The sequence below is a fragment of the Streptomyces longisporoflavus genome (assembly GCF_014649775.1).
Lineage (GTDB): Bacteria > Actinomycetota > Actinomycetes > Streptomycetales > Streptomycetaceae > Streptomyces > Streptomyces longisporoflavus.
Genome location: NZ_BMTR01000033.1, coordinates 35,440 through 60,290, shown reverse-complemented (window position 1 = coordinate 60,290; position 24,851 = coordinate 35,440). Strand labels below are relative to the sequence as shown.

Genomic DNA, 24,851 nt, shown 5'->3' with positions numbered 1-24,851 from the left:
GTCGGCGACCTCTTCGACGTCGTCCCCGCCCTCACCGAAGAGGTCAACACCCGCAAGGGCTGACCGAAAGCAGTAGGCCTGACCGGTGCTTGCACCGGTCAGGTCCGCCGCGCGGCACTCCCGCCCCGGAGGGCCGCGGCGAGGTCGTCCACATACCGCGCGACCGGCCCCAGCGTGAGCAGACCGCTGCCCGCTCCCGCCAACTCCCCTACTGCCGGCGCCAGTTCGGTGAGAGCGCGCTCCATCATCTCGCGGTCGCCGACAGCGATCGCCGCTCGCGCGGCCAGGCACCACAAGGCTTCGAGGAGCAGGTCGCGGGGCGGGTCGGGGAGGCGGCGCAGCGCCTTCGCCGCCTCCGCGCGGCGGTCTTCGGCCAGCAGCAGCAAGGGACGGACCCAAGGCTCGTAGGGGCCCCAGTCCGTTTCCTCGCAGGGACCCCCGGCCGTTCCCTTTTGGGGACCCCAGTCCGCTCCCTCGTCGCCGCTCCCGCCCTCCTCCCCGTCGCTGCTCCCGCCCGCCAGGCGCAGGCACAGTCGGGCAAGCGGCAGCAGTCCGTGCTCCAGACCGGGCATGCCCGCGCCGTCCAGTCGCGCGGCGGCCTTCCCGTAAGCGGCCTCGGCTGCCGGTGTCTGTCCCGTCGCGGCGAGCCGCAGTGCCGCGTACCAGTCGGTGAACACGCCCACCAGCGGCAGTTCGTGACGTTCCGCCAGGAGGCCGGCGGCTTTCGCGTGGCCGTCGGCCGCCGGGAAGTCCGCGAGTGCGCTGCGGGCCTGGAGGCGGATGAGGTGGCCCGTGATCTCGTAGGTGGTCAGGCCGTTGCGGGCGGACAGGGCGACCAGCTCGGCGCCGATCGCATCCCGGTCGGCGGCGAGTCCCGCGCGCGAAAAGGTCTGCATGAACCGGCCGTTGAGGGCGAAGGCGAGCAGCGCGGGGTCGTCGAGACGGCGGGCGATCTCCTCGGCCTGCCGGGCGGCCTGCGGGCCGCGCGCCGAATGTGTGCCGCGCGACTCCAGGGCGACGGTGGCCAGCAAGCGGGACCGCGCCGCCGGGTGCGCGTCGGGCCGCAGTGCGGCCAGGGTGCGCTCGGCCGCCGCCACGACCCGGGCGGCCTGCCGCGGGTCGTCGACGCGGGTCCAGATCGCCGGTACGTCGTACGCGCCGATCACGCGGGCGGTGAGCTCCGCGTCGCCCAGTTCCTCCGCCGCCTCGATGGCCGCCACGCGGTGCTCGCGGGCGGCTTGGAGGCCGCCGCCTCCGGTCACCGCCAGGTTGCGCAGCAGCCCGACCGTGGAGTCGAGACGGGCGCGGGCCCCGGACGACACGGTCCGGTCGTAGGCGGTGGCGGCCCGGGCCCACACCCGTTCCGCGGCGTCTTTCGCGGCGTCGGCGGCCCGGGGAGGGGCGGGGTCGAGGTGGTGGGCCTGGCCGAGGATGTCGGCCTCCAGGCGGCGCAGTGCGGGGCCGGGGTCCACGCCGAGCTGCACGGCCAGGATCGCGCGGGCCCGGCGGAGCACCGCGAGGGCGTCGCCCTGACGTCCGGTGCGGTAGAGCGCGAGTGCCAGCAGCCGCCAGGCGTCCTCGCGCCAGGGGTGCTCGGCCACATGTGCGTCCAGATCCGGCACCGCGTCGGCGGCACGCCCCAGGTCGAGGCGCGCCCCGGCCCGCAACTCGACGGCGTGCAAGCGCAGTTCGCCCAGGCGGGAGCGCTCGGTGCGGGCCCAGCTCTCCTCGCTGAACTCGGCGTAGGCAGAACCGCGCCACCAGCCGAGGGCCTCCTCCAGGCGATCGAGGGCGTCCTGCGGCCGCAGGTTCGCCGCGGCCGTCACCGCCTGCTCGAAGCGCCAGGCGTCCACCGTGCCGGGCTCGGCGCGCAGGGCGTATCCCGGCCCCTCGGTGACGAGCAGCCTGGCCGGGGTACGGGGCGGGCGTTCCGGTTCGAGGGCCCTGCGCAGGGCGGCCACGAAGGTACGTACCGCCCCGACCGCGTCCCGGGGCGGCTGCGCCCACAGGTCGTCGGCAAGGCGGTCCACGGGGACGACGTGACGGCGGGCGACGATCAGCCGGGCCAGCACCGCGCGGTGCCGCGGGCCCTTCAGCGCGATGGCGTCCCCGGCGCCGTCCCTGGCCACCACAGGACCAAGGACCCCGAACGAGACCTGCACCCTTGACCACCCTTTCCGTGGGCACCGCCCTGGGCCTTCCCATGGGTGTCTCCCGCGGGCATCGCCCCTGGTCACGGTAGCGCGCTCATTGGATGCTCATCGGCGCCCGGCAGGCTCGGAGCCACCTGTTCCGCCACGCGGAAGAGACGAACGAAGCGAAGGAAGCGAAGGAACGCACCATGAGCCCTGCCATCGAGGATTTCACCTATCGGCGCGTGCCCGTCGCGGAGGGCGTATGCCTGAACGTCGCCGTCGGCGGCTCGGGCCCGCCCGTCGTGCTGCTGCACGGCTTTCCGCAGACCCATCTGATGTGGCGGCACGTCGCCGCCGATCTCGCCGCCGATCACACGGTGATCTGCCCCGACCTGCGTGGTTACGGGGCGAGCGACAAGCCCGCGGAGACGGACGGGACCACGTACTCCAAGCGCACCATGGCCGCGGACGTCGTCGCCGTGGCGCGTGCGCTGGGGCACGAGCGCTTCGCCCTCGCCGGACACGACCGCGGGGCCCTGGTGGCGTTCCGCACCGGGCTCGACCACCCCGGCACGATCACGCATCTGGCCTGCCTCGACGTGCTGCCCACCCTGGACATGTGGGACGTGATGCACGGCGTCACGGCCGCCGTCGGTTTCCACCTCTATCTGATGGCCCAGCCGCCCGGTCTGCCGGAAAAGATGATCGCCGCGTCGCCCGACGCGTTCTTCGGTCACTTCCTCGACATCTGGACGAACGACACGGGGGCCATCCCCTCCGACGTACGGGCCGCCTATCTGGACGCCTGTCGGGCCGCCGTGCCCTCGATCGTGGCCGACTACCGCGCCTCCGCGGGCATCGACGTCGACCACGACCGCGCCGACAAGGACGCCGGAAACCGCCTTGCGATGCCGGTCGCCGTGCTCCAGCAGGACTGGGGCGCCGCGCTCGGTTTCGACGCGGCGGCCCTGTGGCGCGCCTGGGCGCCTGACCTGCGGCACACGTCCGTCAGCTGCGGCCACTTCATGGCCGAGGAAGCGCCCGCCGAGATCGCCGGGGCGCTGCGGGACCTGCTCGCCCGCTGAAGCCCGGCGTCCGCCCCTTCGCCTCGCGCCCCCTTCACCGGTCGGAGCAGTGGAAGTGCGCACCAACGGCGCATATCCGGTAAGCCGGATAGGCGGGCATACGCGCCTTCGTCTCTGACCGGGTGCGTATGCTCGCCGCAGATTTCCGTTCGCGGATTTCTGTTATCGCCGAGCGCTCACGCGGTCTCCCAGGTGTAAGGCCAGAACGTGCCGACGACGAAAGCGAGTGAGGCAGTCCATGATCGGTGAACACGATCCTCTGGTGACGGCGGCGCAGACCGGGGACCAGCAGGCGCAGGACGACCTGGTGGCCGGATACCTGCCGCTGGTCTACAACATCGTCGGACGGGCGCTCGACGGCCACGCCGACGTCGACGACGTGGTGCAGGAAACCATGCTGCGGGCGCTCGCGGGCCTGTCCTCGCTCCGCGAACCGGCCAGTTTCCGGTCCTGGCTCGTGGCCATCGCCATGAACGAGATACGCAGGCACTGGCAACAGCGCGCGTCCGGGCAGAAGAACCCGAGCCCGCTCCACGAGGAGCACGACGTCGTGGACCCCGGCGCCGATTTCGTCGACCTGACCATCATCCGGCTGGGCCTGGTGGGACAGCGCCGGGAGGTCGCGGAGGCCACCCGCTGGCTGGACACCGACGACCGCGCGCTCCTGTCGCTGTGGTGGCTCGAGGTCTCCGGGGAGCTGACCCGCGCCGAGGTCGCCGCCGCCATGGAGCTGCCGACGCAGCACGCCACGGTCCGGGTGCAGCGGATGAAGACCCAGCTGGAGACGGCCCGGATCGTGGTCCGCGCCCTTGCCGCGGAGCCCCGGTGTCCGTACCTGAGCGACGTGGCGGCCACGTGGGACGGCGCTCCTTCCTCCCTCTGGCGCAAGCGCCTGGCACGGCACGTCCGTGACTGCGCGATGTGCTCGGGGCACGGCGCGGGCCTGGTGCTCGCCGAGCGGCTGCTCGTGGGCGTGGCCCTGGTGCCGCCGACCGCCGCGCTCGCCGCCCCGGGCGCGATACGCGCGGCGAGCGCGGCCGACGCGCACCACCTGGCCGGCTCACCGCACATATCGCCCGACGCGCACACCGCGGCCGGGAACGACGCGCTCACCACGGCCGGGAACACGTACGAGATATCCGGCGCCCGCAGCGCCCCGGCCAGACATGCCGCGCAGCGCCACCACCGGATGCCGCGCAAGGGCCGTACGGTCGCCGCCGGACTTGCCGTGCTCGTCGTCGCGACCGGGGTCATCTACTCGGCCACACGCCCCTCGGACGGCGAAGAGACCGAAGCGAAGACGCTCACCGCGTCGCAGCCGCCCTCCCCGGCCGCTCCCACCACGACGGCGTCCAAGCCGAGCAAGTCACCCTCCGCGTCGCCCGGCAAGACCCAAAAGCCCTCCCCCAAGGCCACGCCGTCGAAGACCAAGTCGAAGGCGCCGAAGCCGAAGGCGACCCCGAAGCCCACCCGCACCAGCAGCCCGCCCCAGGCCCCGCAGGCACCGGCAGGCAACAGCTCGTTCAGCCAAGAGGTCACCCGGCTCGTGAACGCCGAGCGCGCCAAGAGCGGCTGCGGCGCGGTGACCCTCAACAGCAAGCTGAACGACGCGGCTCAGGGCCACTCCGAGGACATGGCGGAGCGCGACTTCTTCGACCACACCAACCCCGACGGCAAGGACCCCGGCGACCGGGTCACGGCGGCCGGCTACCGGTGGTCCACCTACGGGGAGAACATCGCCGCGGGTCAGCGCACCCCGGCGGCCGTGATGGACTCCTGGATGAACAGCTCCGGCCACAAGGTCAACATCCTCAACTGCTCCTTCAAGGAGATCGGCATCGGCTACCGGCAGGGCAGCGGCGGCCCCTGGTGGACGCAGAACTTCGGCGCGCGGTGAGCAAGGCGTTCGCATAGCGTGCAATCAACAGGAACCCCTCATGAGGAGGCCCTCGCGATGTCCGCGTACCCGGAAGGCACGCCCTGCTGGGCGGACGCGATGTTTCCTGACGTGGAGGCCGCGAAGAGCTTCTACGGCGAACTGCTCGGCTGGACGTTCGACTCCGGCTCGGAGGAGTTCGGCGGCTACACGCAGGCGCGCTCGGACGGCAGGGCCGTGGCCGCGGTCGTCCCGCGGATGCAGGGCGTGGAGGGGCCCGCCGCCTGGAATCTCTACTTCGCCGCGGCCGACGCCGCCGCGACGGCCGCGAAGATCCGGGAGAACGGCGCAACCCTCGCCGTGGAGCCGACTCAGGTGGGCGAGTTCGGCACCATGATGACGGCCAGGGAGCCCAGCGGCGCGTACTTCAGCGTCTGGGAGGCCGGTGCCCATGAGGGTTTCGAGAAGACGGGCGAGACCGGCGCGTACTGCTGGGCGGAGCTGACCACCCGGGACCCCGCGGCGGCGGACGCGTTCCTGCCCGCCGTGTTCCCCTTCGAGGTGCGGACGATGGACGTCGACGACGTGGACTACCGCGTCTTCCGGGTCGGCGGCCGACCGGTGCTCGGCCGCCTCGGGATGACCGACGAGTACCCGCCGGACATGCCGCCGTACCTCAACGTGCACTTCGCGGTGGACAACTGCGATGCCGCGATCGTCACCGTCACCAAGCTCGGCGGTCGGCTGCTCTCCGGCCCGATGGACAGCCCCTTCGGCCGCTTCGCCACGGTCGCCGACCAGCAGGACGCCGTCTTCAGCGTCGTCGACCTGTCGACAACCGAAGGCGAGATGCCCTCGTTCGCCTGAGGCGCTCCGTGGTTACGGAGCCCTCACAGCTTCCGCCAGCGCGCCGAGGCGAAGGAGAAGACTCCGAAGAGCACGAGTCCGGCCGCGACGGCGGCAAGCAGCCACGGTCCCGCGGGGGTCTGCGCGAAGCTGCGGAGTGTCGCGTCCACGCCCTTGGCCTCGTCGGGGTCGGCCTGGAGCGCCGCCGTCAGGATGAAGACGCCCGCCGCGGCGAACACGGCGCCGCGCGCGACACCGCCGGTCACGCCCAGGATGGTGACAATCTTCCGCGTACGGCCCTTGAGGGCGCGGAGGTCGAGCCGGCGCAAGAAGCGGCGCATCAACGCACGTACGGCCAGGACCACGCCGACGCCGATCAGCACACAGCCGGCGGCGCCCACCAGGTGTCGGCCGTAGGGCAGTTCGAGCGTGGTCGCCGTCCAGCCCTGCGACTGGGCGTCACCGCTGGAACCCTGGCTTCCGCCGGCGGCGTACACGGCGGTAGCCCAGCAGACGAAGGCGTAGAAGACCGCCCTGCCGCCATCGAGGGCCCGCGATGCCCGCTTGTGGCGCCGGCCCCGCCTCCCCAGCGCGCCGGCGCCGCGCCACAACGCCATGCAGCCGAAGCCGACGACCAGCGCCCACAGCATCGCCCCGCCGAAGGGCTGCTCGGCGACCCGGGCCAACGCGCCCTGCCGGTCGGCCTGTTCGCCACTGCCGCCGAAGGCGATCTGGAGGGCGAGCGCGCCGATCAGGACGTAGACGACGCCTCGGGCGACGAAGCCCGCCCGGCCTGCCGCCGTCAGCGATTCGTGCTCCGCCGAGCGCCGGGCCGCGCTCTTGCCGGTACGGCCTCGTGAGTGCACCCAAGACAGCGCCATCGTGTCCTCCCCGGAAACTTGGCCTCGCGGTACGCGCCGGACCTCCGAGTGCCCCCGTCAACGGCCGGTCATTCCTGGCGGCTCTCGTCCCCGGTGCCTCAGATGACGCCGGAGAGCGTGAGGCCTGCCGCCAACAAGCCGAAACCCACCGGTGCGATCACGAGGAGCCCGAGCAGCGGAACCCAGCCGATCAGTCCCTCGCGGATGGCGCGCCCCGGCTTGAGGCGGCCGTGCGGGCGGCGCACTTCCGTCCGCAGGTCGAGGCGTTCGGCGGCCCGGTCCGACACGACCACGCCCGCGCCCGGCGGCCTGCGCCGCAGAGCCCTGAGCACCAGGGCGTCGACCGTCTGGTCGCTGCCCGCGAGCTTGTCGAGGATGAGCCGCACGCCGTGCGCGTCGGTGAGGATCAGCCGGTCGTCGGTCCGGGTCTGGCCCGGCACCTCCAGGCGGCCGACCTTGGTGAGCCGGGCGAGATCGACGGTGCGCCGCCCGGTCAGGGTGCGGGCGGAGAGCAGATCGTCTCCGTGCAGGCGGGCCCGCCAGCCCATCGGGGCATACGACGCCACCAGGGCGCTGATGATCAGCGAGACCAGATTGAGGAAGAGGAATCCGTCGTCGATCAACCGGGCCCGGACCAGCAGAACCGGCACCACGAAGAGCAGGGCCGGTGTCAGGATCGCGACGGAGTCGGCGATGCGCTGCGCGGTACGCCCTTGTCCGCGAAACACCTCGGCCTGTCCGGCGGGTTGGGCCTGTCCGGCGGGGTCGGTCTGTCCTGCCGGTTCGGTCTGTCCTGCCGGGTCTGCGGTGGTCCCACGGGCGTTGATCGTCACGGCCGTGACGCTATCGCGTGCGGATCGCCCGGCGACAGACAGCTCGGCCCCTTGGCACCCTCCTTGGCCGTCTCAGAGCAGGACCCCGCCCGTTCTGGGCCCCGGCCCCGGTGGCTGAGCGGTGATGTGGGGGCATCCCTCTGCTCCCGGCACGAAGTCCATGCCCGTCTCCTCCGCCATCGCGGCGAAGAACTTGCGGCCCTCGGACGACTGCCGGGAGGTGGACCACGCGTATGTGGGCCAGGGGTCCGCGGCGCGGTGGAGTGCCTCGCGTCCCAGGCCCATGCCCTGCCAGGGTCCTGCGATCGCGATCGTGTTGACGTGGGCGGCGCCGCAGGGATGGCACACCTGGTAGTCGACGTGCCCGATGTCGCGGCCCCTGCCGTCCAGGAGCGTGATGACCTGACAGCCCGCCGCGGTTGCCGCCGGGGCCCATCGGTAGGTGACCGCCCGCGGGCAGGGTGGAGGCGGTCTCCGGAACTTCACGGCGCCGCACTCTCGCGTGCGGGGTGACGGGGCGTGACCGCGTCGGCACGGGGCATGGCGAGCACAGTAGCCACAGGACCCGACACCCGTACATCCCCGTCACGGGTGCTTCTTCGTGCCCCGAGGGGCGCACCGGGGGCCATCAGGCGGGCTGCCGCGGTTCCATCAGGCGGGCAAGCAGGTCGTCCAGGCTGACCAGGCCGGTGAGGCGGCCCGATTCGTCACAGAGCACGGCGAGGGAGGCGCGGCGGCGGCGCAGTTCCTCGACGGCGTGGGCCACGGTGTCGTCGGCGGCCAGTTCCGGGACGGGCCGCGCCAGTTCGCGGGCGGTCAGGGCGCGGCCGCGGGCGCGCGCCACCAGGGCGTCGCGCGCGTGCACCGAGCCGAGGACGGTGGCGCCGTCCCTGACGAGCAGCCGGGTGCGGTCGCTCGCCGCGGCCACCGCGAGGACCTCGTCGATGCCCGCGTCGGCCGGTACGGACGTGATCTGCGCGGCGGCGGTCCGGAGGTCACCGACCGCGGTCAGCGGCGCGGTGAGCGAGGTGGTGATGAGGCCGGAGTCGGTCTCGCTGATGAGTCCGAGCCGCCACGACTCCTGGACCAGGTGCGTGAGTTGCTCGCGGTTGTGGACCGAGGTGAGCTCGTCGCGCGGGGTGACCTTGCACAGGCGCACGAGGGCGTTGCTGACCTTGTTGAGGACGGTGAGCAGCGGCCGTACGACTTTGACCACCGCGCGGAAGGGCGGGGTGAGCAGCATCGCCGAGCGCTCGGGGTGGGCAATGGCCCAGGACTTGGGGGCCATCTCGCCGACGATCATGTGCAGGAACACCACGACGATCATGGCGAGCGCGAAGGCGATGCCGTAGCTGAGCCCGGCGGGCAGGCCGAGCTTGGCCAGGAGCGGATCGAGTTCGTGGGAGATGGCGGGCTTGGAGACCGAGCCGAGGCCTAACGTACAGACGGTGATGCCCAGTTGGGCTCCGGCGAGCATCAGGGACAGTTCGCGCATGCCCGCGAGCGCCGACTTGGCACCGCGCCGCCCTGCGGCGACCGCGCGCTCCATGCGGTGGCGTTTGGCGGCGACCAGGGCGAACTCCGCGGCGACGAAGAACCCGCTGGCGATCAGCAGCAGGACGGTGACGAAGAGTGCCTGCGGGAAGCTCATGCCGTGGTCTCCTCGGCGGTCGGCACGTCCGCGCCGGGCAGGCGCTCGATCCGTACGCGTTCGGGCACGTGCCGGTCGAGGCCGAGCACGACGATGGCGACGGGGCTGCCGTCGGACAGCCGCACGGTCAGGCGGTCGCCGATGGCCGGGAAGCGGCCGAGCCGGTCCACGATGAGCCCGGCCACGGTGTCGTAGTCGTCCTCCTCGGGCAAGTCGATGCCGGTCGCGTCGGCCACCTCGTCCAGGCGGCGGCCCGCGTCGACGAACCATCCCGCGCCGTCCGCGACCGCGAGTTCGACGACGGTGTCGGACTCGTCGGCGATGTCCCCGACGAGTTCCTCGGCGATGTCCTCGTACGTCACGATGCCCGCCACGCCCCCGTGCTCGTCGAGGACGACGGCGAACTCGTCGTCGCGCTCGCGCATCTGCGCCACCGCTCCCGGCAGCGGCAGGGTGTCGGGCAGCAGCAGGGGCCTGCGGGCCTGTTCGCCGGCCGTGGTGCGGTCGAGGCGGTCGGCGGGCAGCCGCATCAGCTCGCGGACCCCGAGGACGCCGGCGACGTCGTCGGGATGGTCGCCCATGACGGGGTAGTTCGAGTGCCCGTGTCCGGCGATGAGCCGGACCGCCTCGTGCGCGGTGGCGTCCTTGCGTACGAACGTGACGTCCGCCCGCGGCACGAGGACCTCGCCCAGCGTGCGTTCGGAGAACTCCAGGGCGTGGTCGAGGAGTTCGGCGCTCTCGCGCGGGAGCTGGCCGTGTTCGCGGGACTCGCCGATGAGGTGGCTGAGTTCTTCGAGGGTGGCGCCGTGATGCAGTTCCTCGACGGGTTCGATGCCGAACCTGCGAAGGAGTCGGTCGGCGGCGCCGTCGAAGACGCGGACGACGGGTCCGACGACCTTCAGGTACGTCAGCGTGGAGGCGGCCAGGGACTTCGCGAGCCGTTCGGGGACGGCCAGCGCGAAGTTCTTGGGGGCGAGTTCGCCCACGACCATCTGGAGCACGGTCGCGACGACGAAGCCGAGGACCACGGAGAGCGTGGAGACCACGCCGTCCGAGAGGCCGGTGCCGTCCAGTGCGGGCTTGAGCAGCCCGGAGACGGACGGCTCGGCGAGGAAGCCGACGACCAGACCGGTGACGGTGATGCCGAGCTGAGCGCCCGACAGCATGAACGAGAGCCGCCCGAGCACCTGCACGGCACGGGCCGCCCGCCGGTCGCCCGCTGCCGCCTCGCGGGCGAGCGCCAGGCGGTCCGCGGCCACGTACGCGAACTCCTGGGCGACGAAGTATCCGGTGCCCGCGGTGAGGACGAGGACGGCGAGCAGACCGAGCACGGCGGACAGCAACAGCGGCTCCGTTCCGATGAAGGGGCGTGCCCGTCATTCTCGGTGCGGCCGGGATGTCCCGCCACGCCGGACGGGACGACCCGGTACCGCACAACGACAGTGGGTGTAGAAGTATGGCTAACTTCTACACCCACTGTAAAAGAATCGCAAAGTGCCGGCTGCTGGCTGCTACGCGGACGGGGTTCCGAGGGCCCGCAGGAGGCCCGGCAGGGAGTGGCGCAGCTCCCTGCTCCAGTACGGCGGGGAATGGGTTCCCGCGTAGAAGTGCGTGGTCACCGGGGTGCCTGCCGCCGTCAGGCGGGCGGCGAGGGTCCGCGACTCCTCGCCCATGATCGCTTCGGTCGGGGAGACGACGTCCTCGGGGAAGGGGTCGGCCGGGTCTTCGAGACCCGGCACATGCGGGTCCGGTTCCGCCCCAGGCGGGTCGAGGGCACCCGCGGTGCCGTCGCCGCTCGACAGATGGACGGGAGTGCCGCGGAGGCGTTCCGCGAGGTAGTAGGGATCGTGCGCCTGCCAGTTGGCGCGTTGCGCGACGGGATCGCCCCAGAGGGCGCGCCAGTCCATGCCCATGTAGTCAAGGCCGGCCTTGACCGCGTGGGGGTGCTGGAGCGGATGGACGTAGCCGCTGTAGCTGGCCACGGCCCGGAACAGACCCCGGTGGCGTGCGGCGTAGGACAGGGCCCCGAAGCCGCCCTGGGACTCCCCCGCGGCCACGCGGCGGGTTCCGGCGCCGTAACGACGTTCGAGGAGCGGGCGCACTTCCTTCAGGTGGAAGGACTCCACGCCGGGCGGGCCGCCCTCACCGTGGTTCCACCAGTCGCTGTAGAAGCCGAACACCGGCATCTCCGGCATCACCACGAGGACATCACGCAGTCGGGGCAACTCGTGCACCGCGTAATCCTGGGTCCAGGCCTCGGGATCGCCGTGGCCGCCGGCGAGCAGATAGAGCACCGGCCAGCGATCGCCGGGCGCCCGCCGCTCCCAGCCGTCGGGGGTGAGCAGGCGCACCTTGGCTTCGCGCCCTAACGCGGCTGAATGCAGGGTGAGTTCGACCAATCGGGGGGCGAGCCGTTTCTCGCGGATCACCTCGGGTGGGCTGCCGCCCGAGTCGTCCACGGCTGCCGCTGCCTGCTGGGGAGCGAGGAGGGCCGTCGTGAACACCGTGGTGAGGGCGAGAAGCAGGCGTGAGAAGAGGGGGCGTGAGAGAAGCGGGCGGGAAAACGGCCGTCGTGGGGTCTGCATGATGTTCCTCCGTGGGGTGTCGTCCATCCGGGCCCCTGGGCCTGGCCCCGGGCCGGTATGTCATGCGTCGCGCCGCCGCAGGCGCCACGCGGCCACGCCGAGCAGCAGCACGGTGTATGCGGCTACCAGGCCGAGCGAGGGCCAGGCGCCGAGGCTGCCTACCGTTTCGGGGCTCGCGTCCGAGGTCTGCGTCAGTTTCTCCAGGGCGGCGGTCGGCACCGCCCCCGCGACCCAGCGCCGTAGATCGCCGAGCAGCGGGCCGAACAGGGACGGCAGCAGCAGGACGCCGACCACGGTGACGACGGCCCCCGCAGAGTGCCTCATGAGGGTGCCGACCGCCAGGCCGAGCAGCCCGACGAGCGCGAAGAGACCGGCGATGCCGAACAGCGCGGGCAGCGGCTCGCCCCCGGCGTACTTGCCGTCCTCCAGGACCGCGCCGCCGACGAGATACGCCGCCGCGCAGGAGACGAGCCCGGTGGCGTACAGCAGGCCGGTGAGCAGCGCCGCCTTCGCCGCGAGCACCCTGCCGCGGCGCGGTACGGCGGTGAGGGTGGCGGCGATGGTGCCGCTCGCGTACTCGCCGCACACGGTCAGCGCGCCCAGCGCGCCCGCGACCATCAGCGAGACGACGCCGAGCGTGAGGCTGCCGCCGAGCACCGTGTCGTCGGGCTGCAGACTGCCGCTCAGGCCGACGAACACCGCGCCGACGACGGTGAGCAGGCCGGTAGCCAGGAGGGTCCAGCGGGTGGAGCGCAGTCCGGCGAATTTGGTCCACTCGAAGGCGAGGGCTTCGCGGAAGCCGGGGGCGGCCGGGGCGGTTGCCGCAGCCGTGCCCGCCGTGGCTGTCGTGCCTGCCTTGGCTGTCGTGCCTGCCGTGGACGCTGCTGTCTTCATCGGACCGGCTCCTTCTCCTCTGCCTCGGCTTCGTACGTCGTCGTGCCCGTGGTCGTGGCCGTGCCCCGGTACTCCACCGAGGCCCGCGTCATGTCGGTGTAGACCTCCTCCAGGGAGGAGAAGACCGGGGTGAGCTCATGGATCGCCAGGCCATGGGTGCGGGCCAGCTCGCCGATCTCCGTGGGTGACAGACCGCCGACCCGCCAGCCGCCGCGCGCGTCGAGACGTACGGACGCTCCCGCCGCGTCGAGAAAGACCCGCATGCGTTGCGCCTCGGAGTCGGGCGTACGCAGGAGGGTGACGCCGCGGGAGTTGCTCTCGATGAAGTCCCTCATGTCCGTGTCCGCGAGGAGCCGGCCGCGGCCGATCACGATCAGGTGATCGGCGGTCAGTTCCATCTCGCTCATGAGGTGGCTGGAGAGGAACACGGTCCTGCCGTCGGCGGCGAGGGATGTGAGCAGGTCGCGGATCCAGCGGATGCCTTCGGTGTCCAGGCCGTTGACCGGCTCGTCGAGGATGAGGACGCCGGGGTCGCCGAGTAGCGCGGCCGCGATGCCCAGACGCTGGCCCATGCCCAGGGACAGTGCCTTGGCCCGCTGTCCGGCGACCTCCGTGAGGCCCACCGCTTCGAGGACCTCGTCGACCCGGCCTCCGGCGATTTTGTTGCTGCGGGCCAAGCCGAGCAGGTGCTGTCGTACGGTGCGTCCGCCGTGCACCGCCCTGGCGTCCAGGAGGGAGCCGACCTCGCGAAGGGGGGCGGCGAGACGGTCGTAGCGCAGTCCGTTGACCGTGACCGCGCCGCCGGTGGGTTCGTCGAGGCCGAGGATCATGCGCATGGTGGTCGACTTTCCGGCGCCGTTCGGGCCGAGGAAGCCGGTGACGCGGCCGGGGCGGACGGTGAAAGAGAGCCGGTCGACGGCGGTCCTGCCGCCGTACCTCTTGGTGAGTTCCCGTGCTTCGATCATGCGGTCGACGCTACGGAGAGCGGGCATCCCGGACATCTGCCGAGGGGAGTCGGCCGCTACTCCGCCGGGAGTAGCCGGCCGCCCGCCGCCGGGTCAGCTCTCGCCCGCCCGGACAAGGCCCGTCTCGTACGCGAGCACCACCAACTGCGCCCTGTCCCGCGCCCCGAGCTTCGTCATCGCCCGGCTGACGTGCGTCTTCGCGGTCAGCGGCGACATGAGGAGACGCGCGCCGATCTCGTCGTTCGCCAGCCCGCGGCCCACCAGCGCGAGCACCTCGCGCTCCCGGTCGGTCAGCGGGTCGAGCAGGCGCAGCGCCTCGGCCTCGGGCGCTTTGAGCCGGGCGAACTCCTCGATCACCCGGCGGGTGACGCCGGGGGCCAGGAGGCTCTGCCCGGCGGCGACGGTGCGGATCGCGGTGCGCAGGTCGTCCGGTTCGATGTCCTTGAGCAGGAAACCGGCGGCGCCTGCGCGCAGGGCCTCGAAGACGTACTCGTCGGCTTCGTAGGTCGTCAGGACAAGGACGCGTACGGCATCGAGGCCCCGGTCGGCGACGATGCGGCGGGTGGCTTCGAGACCGTCGGCCCGCGGCATGCGGACGTCCATCAGGACGACGTCGGGACGGGTGGTGCGGGTCAGCTCCACGGCCGCGATGCCGTCCGCCGCCTCGCCCACGACGGCCAGGTCGTCGGTGAGGTCGAGCAGAGCACGAAACCCCGCGCGTACGACGGTCTGGTCATCAGCCAGCAACACCCGGATCCGCCGCTCACTCATGCCCCCGCCCCCGCCCCTCATACCGCCCCTCCCCGACCGGCAGCACCGCCCGCACCCGCCATCCTCCGCCCATCAGGGGGCCCGCTTCGAGTCCGCCTCCTACCGCCGTGGCGCGCTCGCGCATGCCGATGAGGCCGTAGCCCACGCCCGGCGCCATGGCTGTCGTGTCTGCCGTGTCTGTAGTGGAGCCGTCGTCGGTGATCTCCACCGTGAGGCCGGCGGTCGTCGCGGTGATCGACACCGCCGCGTGCCGGGCCCCCGCATGTTTGATCACGTTGGTCAGCGCCTCCTGGACGATCCGGTACGCCGCCAACTCCACCAGCTGCGGCAGCTCCCGGCCACCGGTGCCGGTGGGCGGGGAGGTGGGCAGGGAGGTGTGCAGAGACACCCGCAGGCCGGTGCCACGCACCCCCTCCACCAGGTCGTCCAGCTGCGCGAGACGGGGCGCCGGGTCCATGGAGGCAGCCCGCTGCCCCTCCCTCAACACACCCACCGTGGCCCGCAGCTCGCGCACGGCCTCCTTGCCCGACGTCCGCACCTGCCGCATCGCCGTCCGTGCCACCTCAGGCCTGCTGTCGAGGGCGTCCAGGGCGAGGCCCGCCTGCACGGTCATCGCCGACACCGTGTGGGCGATCACGTCGTGCAGTTCGCGCGCGATGCGCACCCTTTCCTGGTCGACCTTGCGCCGCGCCTCCCGCTCCCGGTCGGCCTCCGCGCGCTCGGCCCGGTCCGCGTACTCCTCCAGCAACTCCCGCCGCCCGCGCACCACTTCACCGAGCAGCAGCGGCACCAGGGGCCAGAGCATCTCCAGGAGCGGGGCACCTTGGGGCTGCGCCACATCCTTGCCCGCGATGACCGACACCACCCCCGAGACGAGCCCAGCGACCACGGCGGTACGCAGCGTGCGGCGCCGGCCACCCTGCACGGCGAGGGCGTACAGCGCGACCATCACCGGCAGATTGAGCAGCTCCCCGATGTGCCCGTAGAGCGCCCACCCCGCGCAGGCCGCCCCGGTGACGAGGGTGACGGCGACGGGCCACCGGCTGCGCACCAGGAGGGCCGCGACGGACACGGCGTACAGCAGCCAGGTCAGCCAGTCGGCCTGCCGGTGCCCCGCGTCGTTGACCGCTGCGTCCAGACCCGTGAGGAGCGCGACGACCGCGGCCGCGGCCAGGTCCGTGAGCTGTGGCGACAGGGGCCACGCGAGGCGCTGCTGCCGGGAGCGGGAGGCAAGGGGCACGGAACTCACGATAGGAGCCGCGTGCGGAGTGTGCGTACGACAGCGGGAGTACCCCCGAGGGGGTGTCCTTAGCGGACCCCGGGCCGCTGGTTCCCCGGACAGGGAACTCGCCTGAGCAACCCGCTCGGAGTGCCGGGGCCGCCCGCTCGGAGTACCCGCGCCGCCCGCGCCGCCCGCGCATCAAGCGGCCCCGGCGCTCTTCTCCCCCCTCCGCAGGTCGAGGACGCCGAGAACCGTCCGCTCCACCGCGAGCAGCAGGGCAAGAGCAATGGCGGCGACCAGGCCCCACCCCACGTCGGGCAGCCACAGCAGCGCCATCGGGAGCGTGCCGCCGAGAACTGACGGCAGCCACCACAAGAAGGCCGCGACGGCCAGCGAGGCACCTGCCGACGCGAGGCTGGTGACGACGATCCTGCGCCGGGAACGCCCCCGGACCGCGGCACGCCGTCGGGGCAGTCGACGCAGGGCCGGCGCGGCCACGCTCAGGAGCAGCACCGCGCCGAGGGCGGCCGTGACCCACGGCAGGGCGACCGCGAACCCGTCGACCGGAGTGGTGCGGGGAACGGCGCCGGACAGCAGCTGCGCCGTCCCGATCGCGGCATCGGCGAACTCCTTGGCCCGCAACTGGTGGTAGGCGTTCTGCAGGACGATCACGGCGCGGTCGCTGTCCGGCAGCATGACCACCATCGCCTGGTGACCGGGCAGCGCACCGTCGTGCCAGACCATGCGTTCGCCCGTGCCTTCAAGCGTGCCGACCGACCACCCGAGGCCGTAGCGGTCGGCGCTGCTGTCGACGTGGCCGCGCTGGGTGTCGGCGACCCCCTTCGCCGAAAGGACCCGGCGGCCGCCCAAGGCGCCTCCGCCCAGTTCGGCGCTGACGAACCGCGCCAAGTCCCTTACGCTGCCGCCCACATGGCCGTACGGCACCCCCGAGGTGTCGTAAGGCGCGTCGAACCGGACAGGGGTGCCGAAGACGGAGCGGTGACCGGGCGCCACCCGCTCGCGCGTGAAGTCCCGCTCCGTGGCGACGGCGTGTTCCATGCCGAGCGGGTCGAGGATCTTCTCGTGCAGGTATGTGCCGAAGGGCCGCCCCGACACCTTCTCCACCAGCGCGCCGAGTACGGCGTAACCGGCGCTGGAGTAGGCGTAGGAGCCGCCGGGCCGGCCGACTGGCTCGATACGCGCGAGGTCGCGGGCCGCGTCGGCGAGAGCGCCGGGAGCGTTGTCGTAGCGGTCCCCGATCTCGCCGGACGCCGAGGTGGGGATGCCGCTGGTGTGGGTCAGCAGATGCCGGACGGTGATGCGGTCGGACACATCCGGGCCGGAGAGACGGAACCACGGCAGGTACCTGCGCACGGGCGCGTCGAGCTTCACGCGGCCCGCCTCCACCTGCTGCATCACGGCAAGGCCGGTGACCGGCTTGGACAGCGAGCCCCACAGGAAGGGGGTGTCGGGCGTGATGGCCCGGCCCCGGCCGTCCTCGCCGAAGCCCCGCTGGTGCACCACGTGGCCGTCCTCGATCACGGCGAGCGCGGCGCCGGGCGTGCCCGTCGCGTCCAGCCGGCCGCGGACGAACGCGTCGACCTCGGACCAGTCCGGCGCAACGGCGGCCGCGGCGGTCGGCGCGGTGCCCGACACCACACCGGCGACGAGCACCAGGACAAGCGTCAACTTCCTCAAGGGTGCGCGCCATTGGCGCCATCGCGCCCTTACTGCCCCTGCGTTCACCGCAGCCCTCCCCTGATCGGCGTCCCACGTTTTTACCATATGAACATATGGTAAAAACGTTCCGCAAGGTCGGCGGCGGCCACGCGGCGGATACCCTGACGGCATGCCGAAGGTCGTCGATCACCGAGCAAGGCGCATCCAGGTCGCCGACGCCGTACAGAAGTTGGTCACCGAAGAGGGGCTCGACCGGGTCACCGTGGCGCGGACCGCCGCGACGGCGGGCTTCTCGGTCGGCCACGTGCAGCACTACTTCCCGACCAAGGACGAGATGCTGCTGTTCACCCACGAACGCGTCGTCCGGAAGATCCTCGACCGGGTCTCCGCCCTGGGAGAACGTGCCACCCGGCAGCAGCTGCCGATCCGGGACGTGGTCGTCGAGGGGCTGGGTGAATGGCTCCCGGTGGACGCGCGCCGCCGCTCGGCTCACCGGGTGGTGCTCGCCTTCCTCGGCCGCACCGTCGACAACCCCGGCCTGGCCCGGTCACACGCCGAGACGGGCAGGCTCATCCGCTCGATGCTCGCCACGGCCGTCCACAACGGAAAGGAGTGCGGCGAGGTCCCGGCCGACACCGACCCGGACCTCGCCGCACTCGAACTCCACTCTCTGACCGAGGGCCTGGCCCTGCAACTCGGATCCGGCGCCGACACCGACACCGATCCCGGCGCCGCCGAATCACAGGCCGCCCTCGGCCTTGTCACCGCGCGCGTCCGGGCCGTCTTCCCCGGCCGCTGCCGTCAGTACGGCTGACCCGCCCCGGAGTCAGTCGGTGAGTGTGACGCAGGGCAGGCCCACGCTGTCGCCGCCGCGGAAGCCTTCCGCGCAGAGCCGGGTGCCTGCCGGGAAGTGGCGCTGCGGGTAGGCCTGGTCCCGGTAGGTCCTGAACGCGGCGACGTCCTCCACCTTGGTGTGGGTGCCCCAGCCGTTGGTGGTCCACACGCGGGCGCTGATGCGGTGCGGCTGGTTGGTGTTGACGACCGACACCTCGACCCTGCCGAGATAGGTGCCGCTGTCGTACGTCTCGATGCAGACCGAGTTGTTGCACCACTTGCCGTCGGCCGCCGCCTGCGGCGCGCTCACGACGACACAGCCGAGTGCCGCGGCCATGGCGCCGGTCCACGCGACGATCTTCCTGGTGATGCCGTGCGCGTTGAGCAGGATGTGCATGATGAGCCCCTCAGCCTTGGACATGGCCCGGCGGACATGCCGGGCCCCCGCCGACCAACGCCAGAGCAAGATCATCGGTTACGCGGCTTCCCCCACACACCCCGTAAGGGCCCGCATCAGGTCAACCTGTCAGCGCGCACCGCCGTCCGGGATCCACGAGCCGTGGATCATCGCCGGCACCCGGCGCGGGAGACGGACGGTCGCCACCGGTGCGGCCGACAGGTCGAACGCGTCAAGGACGAGCATCTTCGACGCGTCGGCGTTGAGGTCACTGACGACGGTCAGCAGATATCCGGCGTCCTCCTCGGTGGCGCCATCGGCCTGCACGAAGACGGCCTCGCCGGGAAGTTGTCCGTTGCCGAAGGGCAGCTGTTGGCGGCCGCCGGTGCGCCTGTCGTACTTGACCAGGGTGTGGTTGCCGATGCCCAGGTCGTCGGGGAAGGACAGGGCGTACTGATAGCGGTGTTCACGGCCCGTGTACGCCTCGTTGATCGTCGGGAACTCCACGGTGAGGTCGTCGATCTGCTCCTCCCGCACCCGTCCCGCCGCCAGATCGACGGTCCAACGCCGCGCTCGTGAACCGGAGGTGGGCTCGGCGCCGCGGTCGGGCGCGCCCACCCACCAGTTCCAGGAGCGCTGCCAGGCGGAGCGGCCCACGGTCGGGCCCTCGATGACGATCCGCCCGAGGGCGTCCTCGTACGCGTTGGCGAAGTGCATGGCGAAACCCGGCTCGACGCCGAACCAGCGGACCTCTGGAGCGCCGCCCGCCTCGCGCGGCATGACGCCGATCCGGGACTCCTGGGTCTCGCTCCACGCGTACGGGATGCCCGAGTGTTCGGCCGCGTCGAAGGTGACGGAACCCTCCAGGAACACGACGTGGTGCTCGGTGATGACGAAGTCGTGCTTGAGCGCGGCACTCGCGCCCGGCACTTCCCGGCTGCGCAGGACCTGGCCGTCCGGAGAGGAGACGTGGTGGATCAGATAGGGCGGGAAGGGCGAGGAGGCGAAGAAGTGGAGCTCGCCGGTGACCGGGTCCTCCTTGGGGTGTGCGGTCATCGCGGAGGTGAGCTTGCCGTCCCAGTCGAAGGCCCCGACGGTCTCCAGATCGGCCGTCAGCTCGAAGGGGAGCGCGGACTCGCAGAGGGCGAGCAGCCGTCCGGCGTGCTCGATGACGTGCGTGCCCGCGGTGGAGGCGGTCAGGTCGGGGCCGTGCTCGGTCATATAGGGGGCGCCGTCCAGGGCGGGCGTGTGGACCCACCGGTTGCGGTACCACTCGGCGCGGCCGTCGCGCAGCCGGATGCCGTGCACCATGCCGCTGCCCTTGAACCAGTGGGTGGGGGTGATTCCGGGCTTGGGGTTGTGGCTGTTGCGGATCAGCCGTCCGGTGAGCTCGGGCGGCAGTGTCCCCTCCACGACCAGGTCGGTGGCGGTGGTCTCGTCGGCGACCGGGGCGTAGTGGCCGGTCAGGTAGGGCTCGTTCATCGTGGCTTCCTTCTCTTTGAGATGCGCTGATGTGTTCGCGTACGGGGTATGTACGGGTATGTGGGTGTGCTCGCGTGCGGGGGCACGGCGGGGTCACTCCTGCTCGGCCGCTGCCTTCAGGTGGCGCAGCCACCGCTCCAGGGAGTGCGTGAGCATCTGGTGGAGTTCGCCGGGCCGGGCGTCGACCGGCGGGCCGCTCCAGGACTCGTCGGTGCGGACGGTCACAACGCCGTCGGACTCCTGGAACGTCCAGGCGTGGATGCCGTCGATGCCCTGTGCCGGACCGCCCCAGACGATGCGACTGCCGGGCACGACCTGCTGGACGGTCGAGGTGATGTCAAGGCCGTGGGTGAGCCAGTTGAACCGGGCGCCGGGGGCGAGCGGTCCTTCGAGCGCCGCCCGGTCGACGTCCGGGTTCCAGTCGGTCCAGGCGTCGATGTCGGTGTGCAGCGCCCATACGCGGGCGAGCGGGGCGTGCACGGCGATGGACAGCCTGACGATGACGGGCGCTTGTGCGTCGACGGCCTGGATCGGGTCCGGGTTCCGGACAGGGGTGGTGTTCATCGCGTGGTCTCCTTCGTACGGGCGGGCTTGGGTGTACGGGTGAGCAGCGGGGCGAGGGCGGTTCCCGCCGCGGCGACTGCCGCCGAGACGAGGAACGCGGTCCGGTACCCCTCGGTGAGGGCCATGGCGTGGGAGGTGCCGGGGCCTGCGGACGCGGACGCGGTGCGGGAGGCGGCGAGAGTGGCGAGCACCGCGAGGCCGAGTGCCCCGCCGAGCTGCCGGGTGGTGTTGACGAGGCCGCCGGCGAGACCCGCGTCCCTGGCCGGTACGCCGGTGACCGCGGCGCCGGTGAGCTGGACGAAGGCGACCCCGAGGCCGAGCCCGATCACGACGGTGGGGCCGAGCACGTCGCCCGTGAAGGTGCCGTTCGCGGAGATCCCGGAGAGCCACAGCAACCCGCCGGACAACGCCGCCATCCCGGCGACCAGGGTCACGGATGCTCCGGCCCTGCGGGCGATGCGCGGCGCGAGGAAGGCTCCCGCCATGTTCGCGGCGGCGAGCGGGAGTTGGGTCAGCCCTGTGCGCAACGGGCTGTCTCCGAGTACCTGTTGCTGGTAGAGCGGGAGAAAGAAGAACAGTCCGACCCAGACGGCTCCGAGCAGCGCCATGACGAGGTTGGCGGGGGCGACAGAGCCCCGCGTCAGCAGGCTCGGCGGCAACAGGGGTGCGGAGTGCCGGTGTTCGACGACGGCGAAGAGGGCGAGCAGGACGGCGGCGGCCGCCGCCGTGCCGAGCACCAGGGGATCGGTCCAGCCGGTACGCCCCGCCGTGGTCAGGCTGTAGACCAGCGCCACCAGGCCCAGCGTGACCGTGAGCGCGCCGGCGAGGTCCAGCCTCCGCAGGTCACTCCCTTCGCTCGCCGCGCTCGGCAACCAGCGCACCCCGGCCGCGAGTACGACTGCCGCGCCGAGCGCGGTCGCGTGGAAGACCGAACGCCATCCCATGCTCTCGGTGAGCACACCACCCAGCAGGACACCGGCCGCGCCGCCCGCGCCGGACACCGCTCCCCACACCCCGAGGGCCCGGGCTCGCCCTGGCCCCGCGGGGAAGACGTACATGAGCAGGGACAGCGCCGCGGGGGCGATCGCGGCGGCCCCGACGCCCTGGGCGGCGCGAGCCGCGATCAGCAGCCACGGCTCGGTGGCCAGTGCGGCCGCGAGGGAGGCCGCGACGAAGACCGAGAGGCCGGTGAGCAGGACGCGGCGCCGCCCGGCGAGATCGGCTGCCCGGCCGCCCAGCAGCAACAGTGCGCCGAAGGCGAGACCGTAGGCGTTGATCACCCAGGCCATGCCGGTGCCGGAGAGGCCGACTCCGTCACGGACCGAGGGGAGCGCGACGTTGACGATCGAGGTGCTGAGCACCACGACGAACTGCGCCGCCGCCAGAACGCCGAGTACGGCGGCGGGCCGATCGGTGCCGGACATCTGATTCTCCTCTGCCGTCAGGTTGCGCATGTGTGGTCGACCACTCACTCGTCACTCCAAGGAAGCGGCACGCAAGGCGAAGCCCGCGCGACCGGGATATCTGTGGTTGGTTAATCACTCACTGCCGGGCGCGAAGAAAAACGCGCTCGCGAGCCGCGCATACGGGGCTCGCGTCGCGCCGCCCGGCACGCGCCGCTCTCAGTAGTGCCGGATACCCGCCGTGAGAGTGCGCGTCCAGGGGGCATCCACCGACGCGGCATCGATGGCGGACACGAGATGACAGAGCATGCCCACCGCGAAGAACTCCTGGATCTGCGTCTCGCCCGCCCCCGAGGCCCCTCGCACATACTCCACCAGGCGCGCATAGCCCGCCCGGACCGCTTCCCGGACCGCGGGCTCCGAGACCGCCGCGGCCTGAGCGTGGATCTGCACGAGCAGCAGGTCGTTGTCGCTGATCAGGCGGGCATACGCGTCACCCATCGCACCGAGCACCGCCTCCGGCGCGGTGCCGGACGCAGCCGCCGCCCCCTCCTCCAGGCTCTGCCTGACCCGTACGAAGCAGTGGTCGACGACCGCGACGAACAGACTCTCCTTGTTGGGAAAGAGCCGGTAGACGTACGCCTGCGAGATGCCGGCGGCCTTCGCGACCGCCGTGGTCGTGGTGCCGAAGTAGCCGCGTTCCGCGAACGCGCCGATCGCGGTGCGCAGCACCGTCTCGCGGCGCTCGTCGGCGGTGGAGAGCTGGCGTCGTGATTCCGTCTGCATGTGAGTACTCAATCACTCACACCTCTTCCGGGTCAAGATGCGGGGTCGGGGACGACAAAAGCCAATCCATCCCGCCCCCGGCGACGAATCGTCTCTGTCCGACAGGGTTGTGAGGGGCCCGGCCCGGACGAACGGAGGTGGCGACGGGCGTAGGTGATCCCGGCGGAGTGTCGAGGCCTGAGCCTCCTCCGCCCGGACGCTGCCGTCGCCGCCTCCGCCCTCGACAGCCCGTCCGTCCCCGGCCGCCTCCGTTCGGCCCCAGCCGACACAGTTGAGAGTGAAGCGACCAATCCGTGCGGCCGTCGGTGCCGGATTCCCCCTGTGATGACAGAGCGGGAAGTCTTGCGACGGCATATCGACTGGTGGCGGACGTCGGCGGGCGCCCTGAGCGGGTTGCTGGCGGGGTTCGCCGCGCTCGCGGTCGCGGAACTGGTTTCCGCGTCCGTGCGACCCGAGGCCGGCCCGGTGGTCGCGGTCGGCGGCGCCGCCATCGACCGCGCCCCGGCGCCCGTCAAGGACTGGGCGATCCGGCAGTTCGGCACGGACGACAAGCTCGTACTGCAGTCGGGCATCCTCGCGGTGCTCGCCCTGCTCGCGATCGTGCTGGGGCTCATCGCCCTGCGCCGCCGACGGCTCGGCGCGGCGGGAGTGCTGCTCTTCGGCGTGATCGGCGCGCTGGCAGCCACCGGCCGCCCCGACTCCGCCGGGATCACCGACGCGCTGCCCTCAGTGGCTGGGGCCGTCGTGGGCGCGGCACTGCTGTACTTGCTCGCCGGGCGCCTCGCTCCTCGCCCCGTACCGCCAGCTCCGGAGCCGACGTCGGTCCCGGCAGACGCCGGTCAACCGGCATGGGATCGCCGGGAGTTCATCATCGCGGCCACGGCCGCCGCCGCGGCGTCCGCCGGAGCCGGAGTCCTCGGGCGGTCGCTGAACGCCGCGGGCGGACAGGACGCCATCGCATCGCGCAACGGCATCAAGCTGCCCGCCCCGGCGTCGGCCGCCTCGCCCACCCCTGAGGGGGCGGCGCTGCGGATCAAGGGCGTGAGCCCGTTCATGACGCCCAATGAGGACTTCTACCGGGTCGACACCGCGCTGGTGGTGCCCAAGGTCGACGCGACCTCGTGGCGGCTGCGGATCCATGGCAAGGGCGTCGCGCGCGAGACGACCGTGAGCTTCGCGGAGCTGCTGCGCATGCCGCTGGTCGAACGCAACATCACGCTGGCCTGTGTCTCGAACGAGGTGGGCGGCCCGTACGTCGGCAACGCGCGGTGGATCGGCGTGCGCCTGGCCGACCTCCTGACGCGGTGCGGCGTAAGGCCGCCCTCGAAGGGCGGGCCCGCTGACCAGCTGGTCGCGCGGTCCGTGGACGGGATGACCATCGGCAGCCCCGTCGAGGACGTCATGGACGGCCGCGACGCGATGCTCGCCCTCGGCATGAACGGCGAGCCGCTGCCCTTCGCGCACGGCTTCCCGGTGCGCATGGTGGTCCCCGGCCTGTACGGATACGTGTCCGCCTGCAAGTGGATCAAGGACATCGAGCTGACCACGTTCGACGACTACGACCCCTACTGGGTGAAGCGGGACTGGGCCCGCGAGGCCCCGGTCAAGACACAGTCCCGGATCGACACCCCGAAGCCCTTCGCCCGCCCGGAGGCGGGCACCGTGATGGTCGCCGGTGTGGCCTGGGCCCAGCACCGCGGTATCGACAAGGTCGAGGTGCGAGTGGACGACGGCCCCTGGCAGCGGGCCGAGTTGGCCGCCGAGGACACCCGCGACACCTGGCGCCAGTGGTCCTTCCCGTGGCGGGCCACCTCCGGGGGACACACACTCACCGTCCGGGCGACCGACCGTACCGGCGAGGTCCAGACGGAAAAGCGGACCCGCACGATCCCCGACGGAGCGAGCGGACGGCACTCGGTGGTGGTCACCGTCGGCTGACCGGCCCGGGCGGCTGCCTGGTT

At 72.2% G+C, this 24,851-nt stretch carries 22 protein-coding genes; 5 read left to right on the top strand and 17 right to left on the bottom strand.

The features are described from left to right. Positions 1 to 98: 98 nt before the first annotated feature. Positions 99 to 2,162 carry an AfsR/SARP family transcriptional regulator gene (locus IE226_RS38070; RefSeq protein WP_190086088.1) on the bottom strand — a complete coding sequence of 688 codons (2,064 nt, stop codon included), beginning with the start codon at positions 2,160 to 2,162 and terminating at the stop codon, positions 99 to 101. A 179-nt stretch (positions 2,163 to 2,341) separates the two neighbouring features. Between IE226_RS38070 and IE226_RS38065 the strand changes: the two genes are divergently transcribed. The 3 genes from IE226_RS38065 (at position 2,342) to IE226_RS38055 (ending at position 5,963) form a co-directional block, all read left to right on the top strand. Beyond that, complete coding sequence (locus IE226_RS38065; protein ID WP_190086087.1) at positions 2,342 to 3,220, top strand: alpha/beta fold hydrolase; 879 nt, start codon at positions 2,342 to 2,344, stop codon at positions 3,218 to 3,220. Between the two features lie 238 nt (positions 3,221 to 3,458). Beyond that, entirely contained in the window at positions 3,459 to 5,117 is a 1,659-nt protein-coding gene (locus IE226_RS38060) for a sigma-70 family RNA polymerase sigma factor (protein ID WP_229871804.1), read from the top strand. A gap of 57 nt (positions 5,118 to 5,174) precedes the next feature. After that, positions 5,175 to 5,963 carry a VOC family protein gene (locus IE226_RS38055; RefSeq protein WP_190086086.1) on the top strand — a complete coding sequence of 263 codons (789 nt, stop codon included), beginning with the start codon at positions 5,175 to 5,177 and terminating at the stop codon, positions 5,961 to 5,963. A 23-nt stretch (positions 5,964 to 5,986) separates the two neighbouring features. Here the strand turns inward: IE226_RS38055 and IE226_RS38050 are convergent, their stop codons facing one another. The 11 genes from IE226_RS38050 to IE226_RS38000 form a co-directional block, all read right to left on the bottom strand. Next, positions 5,987 to 6,823 carry a DUF1206 domain-containing protein gene (locus tag IE226_RS38050; protein ID WP_190086085.1) on the bottom strand — a complete coding sequence of 279 codons (837 nt, stop codon included), beginning with the start codon at positions 6,821 to 6,823 and terminating at the stop codon, positions 5,987 to 5,989. 98 nt (positions 6,824 to 6,921) lie between these two features. Further along, a complete protein-coding gene (locus IE226_RS38045) occupies positions 6,922 to 7,656 on the bottom strand; it encodes a hypothetical protein (protein WP_190086084.1) in 735 nt (244 codons plus the stop codon). A gap of 72 nt (positions 7,657 to 7,728) precedes the next feature. After that, positions 7,729 to 8,142, bottom strand: coding sequence for an N-acetyltransferase (locus IE226_RS38040; protein WP_190086083.1), 414 nt, complete (start codon positions 8,140 to 8,142; stop codon positions 7,729 to 7,731). 142 nt (positions 8,143 to 8,284) lie between these two features. After that, positions 8,285 to 9,307, bottom strand: a complete 1,023-nt coding sequence (locus IE226_RS38035) for a hemolysin family protein (RefSeq protein WP_190086082.1) — start codon at positions 9,305 to 9,307, stop codon at positions 8,285 to 8,287. Continuing rightward, on the bottom strand, positions 9,304 to 10,647 hold the full coding sequence (locus IE226_RS38030) for a hemolysin family protein (protein ID WP_190086097.1): 1,344 nt from the start codon (positions 10,645 to 10,647) through the stop codon (positions 9,304 to 9,306). The genes IE226_RS38035 and IE226_RS38030 overlap by 4 nt, the downstream gene beginning before the upstream one ends. Before the next feature lie 171 nt (positions 10,648 to 10,818). Further along, the gene (locus IE226_RS38025; RefSeq protein WP_190086081.1) at positions 10,819 to 11,892 is read right to left on the bottom strand and encodes an alpha/beta hydrolase; all 1,074 of its coding nucleotides are present in this window, start codon (positions 11,890 to 11,892) and stop codon (positions 10,819 to 10,821) included. Positions 11,893 to 11,952: 60 nt separating this feature from the next. Further along, positions 11,953 to 12,786, bottom strand: a complete 834-nt coding sequence (locus IE226_RS38020; RefSeq protein WP_190086080.1) for an ABC transporter permease subunit — start codon at positions 12,784 to 12,786, stop codon at positions 11,953 to 11,955. Then, positions 12,783 to 13,751: an ABC transporter ATP-binding protein gene (locus IE226_RS38015; protein WP_190086079.1), complete on the bottom strand. Its 969-nt coding sequence runs from the start codon at positions 13,749 to 13,751 to the stop codon at positions 12,783 to 12,785. The genes IE226_RS38020 and IE226_RS38015 overlap by 4 nt, the downstream gene beginning before the upstream one ends. A gap of 93 nt (positions 13,752 to 13,844) precedes the next feature. Continuing rightward, complete coding sequence (locus IE226_RS38010) at positions 13,845 to 14,522, bottom strand: response regulator transcription factor (RefSeq protein ID WP_190086078.1); 678 nt, start codon at positions 14,520 to 14,522, stop codon at positions 13,845 to 13,847. Beyond that, positions 14,515 to 15,762: a sensor histidine kinase gene (locus tag IE226_RS38005; protein ID WP_308429587.1), complete on the bottom strand. Its 1,248-nt coding sequence runs from the start codon at positions 15,760 to 15,762 to the stop codon at positions 14,515 to 14,517. Before IE226_RS38005 ends, IE226_RS38010 begins: the two co-directional genes overlap by 8 nt. Positions 15,763 to 15,942: 180 nt before the next feature. Next, entirely contained in the window at positions 15,943 to 17,433 is a 1,491-nt protein-coding gene (locus IE226_RS38000; RefSeq protein ID WP_190086077.1) for a serine hydrolase domain-containing protein, read from the bottom strand. 160 nt (positions 17,434 to 17,593) lie between these two features. Between IE226_RS38000 and IE226_RS37995 the strand changes: the two genes are divergently transcribed. Beyond that, a complete protein-coding gene (locus IE226_RS37995; RefSeq protein WP_190086076.1) occupies positions 17,594 to 18,238 on the top strand; it encodes a TetR/AcrR family transcriptional regulator in 645 nt (214 codons plus the stop codon). Positions 18,239 to 18,250: 12 nt separating this feature from the next. Here IE226_RS37995 and IE226_RS37990 read toward each other — a convergent pair whose 3' ends face one another. The 5 genes from IE226_RS37990 to IE226_RS37970 all read right to left on the bottom strand — a co-directional run bounded on the left by IE226_RS37990 (position 18,251) and on the right by IE226_RS37970 (position 22,890). Then, positions 18,251 to 18,679: a hypothetical protein gene (locus IE226_RS37990; protein ID WP_229871803.1), complete on the bottom strand. Its 429-nt coding sequence runs from the start codon at positions 18,677 to 18,679 to the stop codon at positions 18,251 to 18,253. Between the two features lie 105 nt (positions 18,680 to 18,784). Beyond that, positions 18,785 to 20,137: a carotenoid oxygenase family protein gene (locus IE226_RS37985; RefSeq protein WP_190086075.1), complete on the bottom strand. Its 1,353-nt coding sequence runs from the start codon at positions 20,135 to 20,137 to the stop codon at positions 18,785 to 18,787. Positions 20,138 to 20,230: 93 nt separating this feature from the next. Further along, the gene (locus tag IE226_RS37980; protein ID WP_190086074.1) at positions 20,231 to 20,701 is read right to left on the bottom strand and encodes an SRPBCC family protein; all 471 of its coding nucleotides are present in this window, start codon (positions 20,699 to 20,701) and stop codon (positions 20,231 to 20,233) included. Further along, positions 20,698 to 22,125 carry an MFS transporter gene (locus IE226_RS37975; RefSeq protein ID WP_229871802.1) on the bottom strand — a complete coding sequence of 476 codons (1,428 nt, stop codon included), beginning with the start codon at positions 22,123 to 22,125 and terminating at the stop codon, positions 20,698 to 20,700. Before IE226_RS37975 ends, IE226_RS37980 begins: the two co-directional genes overlap by 4 nt. Positions 22,126 to 22,323: 198 nt before the next feature. Further along, entirely contained in the window at positions 22,324 to 22,890 is a 567-nt protein-coding gene (locus tag IE226_RS37970) for a TetR/AcrR family transcriptional regulator (RefSeq protein ID WP_190086073.1), read from the bottom strand. A gap of 324 nt (positions 22,891 to 23,214) precedes the next feature. On the opposite strand from IE226_RS37970, the gene IE226_RS37965 reads away from it, so the two are divergent. Then, positions 23,215 to 24,828 carry a sulfite oxidase gene (locus IE226_RS37965; RefSeq protein WP_190086072.1) on the top strand — a complete coding sequence of 538 codons (1,614 nt, stop codon included), beginning with the start codon at positions 23,215 to 23,217 and terminating at the stop codon, positions 24,826 to 24,828. The last annotated feature ends 23 nt before the right edge of the window (positions 24,829 to 24,851 follow it).

Excerpts from the sequence above, each read along its gene's own strand:
- IE226_RS38065 (WP_190086087.1), top strand. The coding sequence starts at position 2,342 with ATGAGCCCTGCCATCGAGGATTTCACCTATCGGCGCGTGCCCGTCGCG.
- IE226_RS38060 (WP_229871804.1), top strand. The coding sequence starts at position 3,459 with ATGATCGGTGAACACGATCCTCTGGTGACGGCGGCGCAGACCGGGGAC.
- IE226_RS38055 (WP_190086086.1), top strand. The coding sequence starts at position 5,175 with ATGTCCGCGTACCCGGAAGGCACGCCCTGCTGGGCGGACGCGATGTTT.
- IE226_RS38050 (WP_190086085.1), bottom strand. The coding sequence starts at position 6,823 with ATGGCGCTGTCTTGGGTGCACTCACGAGGCCGTACCGGCAAGAGCGCG.
- IE226_RS38035 (WP_190086082.1), bottom strand. The coding sequence starts at position 9,307 with ATGAGCTTCCCGCAGGCACTCTTCGTCACCGTCCTGCTGCTGATCGCC.
- IE226_RS38025 (WP_190086081.1), bottom strand. The coding sequence starts at position 11,892 with ATGCAGACCCCACGACGGCCGTTTTCCCGCCCGCTTCTCTCACGCCCC.
- IE226_RS38020 (WP_190086080.1), bottom strand. The coding sequence starts at position 12,786 with ATGAAGACAGCAGCGTCCACGGCAGGCACGACAGCCAAGGCAGGCACG.
- IE226_RS38015 (WP_190086079.1), bottom strand. The coding sequence starts at position 13,751 with ATGATCGAAGCACGGGAACTCACCAAGAGGTACGGCGGCAGGACCGCC.
- IE226_RS38010 (WP_190086078.1), bottom strand. The coding sequence starts at position 14,522 with ATGAGTGAGCGGCGGATCCGGGTGTTGCTGGCTGATGACCAGACCGTC.
- IE226_RS37995 (WP_190086076.1), top strand. The coding sequence starts at position 17,594 with ATGCCGAAGGTCGTCGATCACCGAGCAAGGCGCATCCAGGTCGCCGAC.
- IE226_RS37990 (WP_229871803.1), bottom strand. The coding sequence starts at position 18,679 with ATGTCCAAGGCTGAGGGGCTCATCATGCACATCCTGCTCAACGCGCAC.
- IE226_RS37985 (WP_190086075.1), bottom strand. The coding sequence starts at position 20,137 with ATGAACGAGCCCTACCTGACCGGCCACTACGCCCCGGTCGCCGACGAG.
- IE226_RS37980 (WP_190086074.1), bottom strand. The coding sequence starts at position 20,701 with ATGAACACCACCCCTGTCCGGAACCCGGACCCGATCCAGGCCGTCGAC.
- IE226_RS37975 (WP_229871802.1), bottom strand. The coding sequence starts at position 22,125 with ATGTCCGGCACCGATCGGCCCGCCGCCGTACTCGGCGTTCTGGCGGCG.
- IE226_RS37970 (WP_190086073.1), bottom strand. The coding sequence starts at position 22,890 with ATGCAGACGGAATCACGACGCCAGCTCTCCACCGCCGACGAGCGCCGC.
- IE226_RS37965 (WP_190086072.1), top strand. The coding sequence starts at position 23,215 with ATGACAGAGCGGGAAGTCTTGCGACGGCATATCGACTGGTGGCGGACG.